This is a genomic window from Methanoregula sp. (assembly GCF_002835825.1).
Classification (GTDB): domain Archaea; phylum Halobacteriota; class Methanomicrobia; order Methanomicrobiales; family Methanospirillaceae; genus Methanoregula.
Map to the genome: position 1 here is coordinate 1 of NZ_PIZH01000181.1, position 4,591 is coordinate 4,591.

Here is a 4,591-nt window from a genome sequence, read left to right on the forward strand (position 1 = left end):
ATGCCGATCTCGTCATCCAGCGGCTCATCAAATCGGTGATTGACCGCCAGGAGGTCCCGTACACCCCGCGGGAGCTCGAGGAGATCTGCCAGTGGCTGACCGACCAGGAGAAGCAGTCCAAGAAGGCGGAACGGTTCATGCGCAAGGCTGCCGCGGCCGTGCTCCTGCGCAACCGGATCGGGGAGATCTTCCCTGCCCTCGTGACCGGTGCATCCATGAAAGGCGTTTATGTCCGGCTCCTTACTCCCCCTGCGGAGGGCCGCGTCATCGAGAAAGAGCGGGGCCTTCGCGTGGGCCAGAAGGTACGGGTAAAACTGCTCGGGACCGACCCGTACAAAGGCTATATCGACTTTGCGTTTGCCGGAAATGCCTGATCCGGAGGGTGGTGCAGGCGATGCCGGTTACCGGGCGATGATACGCCGCATGACGGCCTCGATCTCCCGGCGGATCGCCTCCTCGATATCGCTCTCGAAGGGACGGTAATCTGCCCGCGCCTGCGCAAGCTCCCGTGCCCGTTTCTCAACCGGGGCCCGGAGGATGACACGCTTTTTGAGTACATCCTGCTGGATCCGGGCAAGGCGGTGGATTCCCTGTACCAGCTCGGCCTCGACCGGCCGCATCTGTGGCTGGTACTTGTGGACGAGTGCACGAATTCCGGACCGGCCGGGGCCTTTTCCGGGGTCGAACAGGAATGCCTTCTCCAGACGTTCCCGCCAGGAGATCAGTTCACCCGAGACCCTCGGGTCGAGCAGGGGAATGCGCCGGAGTTTCCCGGGGGTCACATCTGCTGCAGTAACAATCCCCGCAGTTGTCAGGGCAGCCATCTGGGTAGGATTGATCCGTGAGAGACTGCCCGACGTGATCGCGTACCGCTCCAGGAATCCGCTGATCTGCTCGTCTCGCACGGTCTTTTCGAGCGCCATCACGCCCCGCTGGAACTCCCGGTCGATCCGTTCGTAGGCCTGCCGGAGTTCGCGGAGCCGGGCAAGCTGGGCCAAAAATGCTGCATCCCCGGCCTCGTCAGTCCATTTCCTGCCCCAGAGTTTCCACATATACTCGGCGGTCTCAAGATGGGACCAGCGCTTCTTCCGCTCCTTCTCCTCGCTCCCGGGCACAAAGAAGAGGGCGATGGCGACAAGGCCGATGAGGAGGATCACGAGTGGATCGGTGACCAGTTCCCCGATGGCAAGGATAAGGCAGGCAACCGCAAGGGTTATTCCGGTGAGCTGGCGGAACTTCCGGAACTGCAGCGACTGGCGGACTGCCGGGGTGAGCGGGGCAGGCTGTATGTAATACGTGTTGGGAGTAATGGCCGGCAGCGCCCCCGGCGAGGGGATCGCCTCAACCTTCTGCCACTCGCGCCGGAGGTCGATCTTTGTTATGCTGTCGGCCGAGAGGAAGATCAGGACACCGGATGCTGCTTCGAGCCGGCACCACGGACAGGACGAGAGACCGGCATAATGGTAATGGACGCCGTCTGTGCCGCACCGGCGGAGCCTGCTCTCGAACGGATCGAGTGCGTCCCACCACTCTTCCGCGCTCGGGCGGCCGGAGTCGCGCATCCCGGCCTCGGCAAAGGCCCGCTCGAAGAGGGAGGCAATCGTGTCCGGGACAACCGCGAGGCCCACGGAGTTGGGCGGGGGGGCCATCAGGCGCGCTTTTGCATTCCTGCCGTACGGGAACCGGAACTCGGCGATGGCCTTCTCGATGGGCATGTCCTCTTTTCCGGAATAGACGCCGGCATACGGGTGCCGGCCGAGGAAGAGCAGTTGGAAGATCAGGACGGCAAGGCCGAAGTTGTCCTGGTTGGCGGTCCGTTCGAGCCGGTAGTGCTCGGATTTCTGGAGCTCGGGCGGGGTGAAATGGGCGACACCCACCTCGCAGTAATACAGCTGGTTTTGTGACCGTACCTGGAACGAGTCGCAGTCGATAAGCCGGACACAGGCTGTGTCGTTGACGAGGATGTTGCCCTCGTTCACGTCCCCGACGACATAGCCGTACTTGTGGATGACACAGAACGCGGCTGCAAGGTTCTTGGCCGCCCGGACAAGGAACCGCCAGTCGGCGTGGGGGAAGGTCTCTTTCCGGTGGGTGGGCCCGTACACCTTGTGGACCGGTTCCGCGTCCGAGATCCTCGGCATGATAAAGCCGACCACCGGACCGCCGGGCCGGGAGGCGAGTGTGTCAGTGGGCCAGGCCGAGATCGCCTCCAGCTCGTCGTTGCAGCCTTTTGCCATCAGCCGGAGTTTCTCCTGCTTGTGCTCTTCGAGCGGCTTTTTGTAGATCTTGGCAACCATCATTGCCGGGGACGAGAGCAGTTCGTACACGTCGCCCTCCCCGCCGCTCCCGATGCGTTTGCCGAGGCGGACCGGGCTGCCGCGGCTGTCGTAGAATGGGGATTTTGGAGCGGTTGTTGTCATGGATTATCCCTGCACGGCAAGGACGAGGGTCTTGTCGTCGTCGCTCCGTGCCGAGACATCGTTTCGGAGGAGGAACCTTTTCAGCTGCCCGGCAAAGTCGGAGAATGCCGTTGCCGGGTCGTTCCGGAGGGCGGCAAAGAGCGGCTGGAAGAACCCGGCATGCGCCTGCTTCTGAGCAAAGGAGAGGGCGAGGTTCTGGATACCATCAGAGAAGAGGGCGATCTCATCCGGTGCAGCGTCCCGGTGCGCTATGGAGAGGGTGTCCTGGCAGGTCTCATCGGAGAGGAAGAACGTGGTGTTGGCATACTCCCCTTGTTCGGGCCAGAAGACAGTCTCGTATGCCCCGTCAACCCGGATCACGATGGCACCGTCGCCTATCTGGAAGAAGAGGGCATGGCTGTCGCCTGCTACTGCACCGAGGAGCGTGCAGGCATAGTCACGGATCCGCTTTCCTTTCCCCTGAGCTTCTGCAGAAATCGCGTCCCGGGCTGCGGTGACCCAGGTACGGACCATCTCGTCGGTGATTGCGGCAATGCTGCCATCCTGCCGGAGTGCGTCGAGAATGAATGCGTGCAGGGAGTCGCAGGCGATCTCCGCCCCCCTGCCGCCATCGGTCGTGCTCCCGGCGCCATCGGCAACAAGGCCGATGAAGTACTCGCTGTCGGCAATCCGGAGGGAGCCTGCCCGGCAGAAGTCCTGCCCGCTCTCACCACGGTTCGCGTGCGAACTTCCCGTGACAGAGGATGCGGCAACCTTCCAGCTCATATCTCGCTCCAGCCGAGCGGGGGAGCCAGCTGGATGCGGTCCCCGGGGTTGGAGCGTGATGCGGACTTCATGGAATTGGAGAGCCACTGGAAGAACTCGCGGAACTTGAGCCCCTGGAGTTTCACGGGCTCGCGGACCGAGATCTGCTTTAAGACTTTCATGTCCGCCTTGTTGACACCGATGGTGAAGAAGGCAAAGTTCTTGGAGGCTTCGCCCTCGCGGACAAGGCTTGCGGCGCTCTGCCACTCGTCGGTTGGGGCGCCGTCAGTAATCAGGAATATCCAAGGGCGGTAGAACGAGATGCCGTTAGCCCGGTACTGCTCTTTCCGGGCACGGATCAGTTCGATCCCCTTTCGGATCGCCTCCCCGATCGGTGTGTCGCCCTCGGCCACAAGTTCCGGGTCAAAGACGCACTCTGCGGTGTTGAACTCGCTGATGACGCGGACAGGCCCAAACGTCATCAGGGCAACCTCGACCCGCTTTATTGCAAGGGAGTCGCTCTGGAGTTCTGCATAGAATGATTTGATGCCGGCATTGAGTTCGGCGATTGCCTCGCCGGCCATCGATCCTGACGTGTCGAGCAGCAGGAGGCAGGGGCAGCGGGGTTCCGGGTTCTCCGCAAACGTCACCGCTGCCATCGGCTGCTGGTCCAGGTACATATTGTCGCTCATATCGTCTCACCAAAAATACTGGATGTATTGCTATAGGGTTTCGTAGTGCTTAGTTGGAGTTCTATAATTATTATGGTGAGGGTCAATCCCCCCACAAAAAAGTGAATCCCGGTTCCCGCCCCTATCCCTGCCCGGCAGTAATCCGGTCGTAGAAGACTGCCGCGATCACGGCGCCAAGGACTGGCCCGATGATATAGATGGGGAAATACGCCCAGAGGTTTGGACCGCCCAGGAGGCCGTCCATGAGATATGGCCCGAAGGTGCGGGCAGGGTTGAGCGAAGCACCGGAGATGTTGCCTGCCATCGTGATCATGCCGGCAACCGTCAGGCCGATGACGAGTCCGGCAAACCCCGGCGGGGCACGTTCGTCCACGGCACTGCCCATGATAACGAGCACCAGGACAAAGGTCGCGATGGTCTCGACAAGGATTGCCTGGGCGTACCCGATCCCCGGGAACGGGGCCGTTGCCCCGAGCCCCCCGATCGTGACCGCGTCCGTTCCCACCGTCAGGAAGAACAGGAAGCTCCCGATCGCGGCGCCGGTGCACTGGGCCATGATGTAGGCTGCGGTGTCTTTTGCCGGGCTCCGTTTCGGTGCCCTGTGGGCAATCGTCCCGGCCGGGTTGATGTGCGCACCCGCGACGCGGCGGTGTGCTGAGTTGACGCATGGTACCACCGACACGACGTGGCTCCCCGGGTCGACGTGGCCGCCCAACTCGCCGGCGCGGCCGTACC

At 62.4% G+C, this 4,591-nt stretch carries 5 protein-coding genes; 1 reads left to right on the plus strand and 4 read right to left on the minus strand.

Annotated features, from left to right (window positions below; translation table 11 throughout):
- Positions 1–374: S1 RNA-binding domain-containing protein (locus CW742_RS07625; protein WP_292418680.1), on the plus strand; the 374-nt coding region annotated here is incomplete at its 5' end.
- Positions 375–401: 27 nt separating this feature from the next.
- Here the strand turns inward: CW742_RS07625 and CW742_RS07630 are convergent.
- From CW742_RS07630 to CW742_RS07645, 4 genes are all read right to left on the minus strand, one after another.
- Positions 402–2,420 carry a helix-hairpin-helix domain-containing protein gene (locus CW742_RS07630; protein ID WP_292418682.1) on the minus strand — a complete coding sequence of 673 codons (2,019 nt, stop codon included), beginning with the start codon at positions 2,418–2,420 and terminating at the stop codon, positions 402–404.
- A 3-nt stretch (positions 2,421–2,423) separates the two neighbouring features.
- Entirely contained in the window at positions 2,424–3,185 is a 762-nt protein-coding gene (locus tag CW742_RS07635; protein ID WP_292418685.1) for a PP2C family serine/threonine-protein phosphatase, read from the minus strand.
- Positions 3,182–3,856 (minus strand): VWA domain-containing protein, encoded by a 675-nt coding sequence (locus CW742_RS07640; protein WP_292418688.1) that lies wholly within the window; start codon positions 3,854–3,856, stop codon positions 3,182–3,184. Before CW742_RS07640 ends, CW742_RS07635 begins: the two co-directional genes overlap by 4 nt.
- Before the next feature lie 121 nt (positions 3,857–3,977).
- On the minus strand, positions 3,978–4,591 hold a 614-nt coding region (locus CW742_RS07645), incomplete at its 5' end, for an MIP/aquaporin family protein (protein ID WP_292418690.1).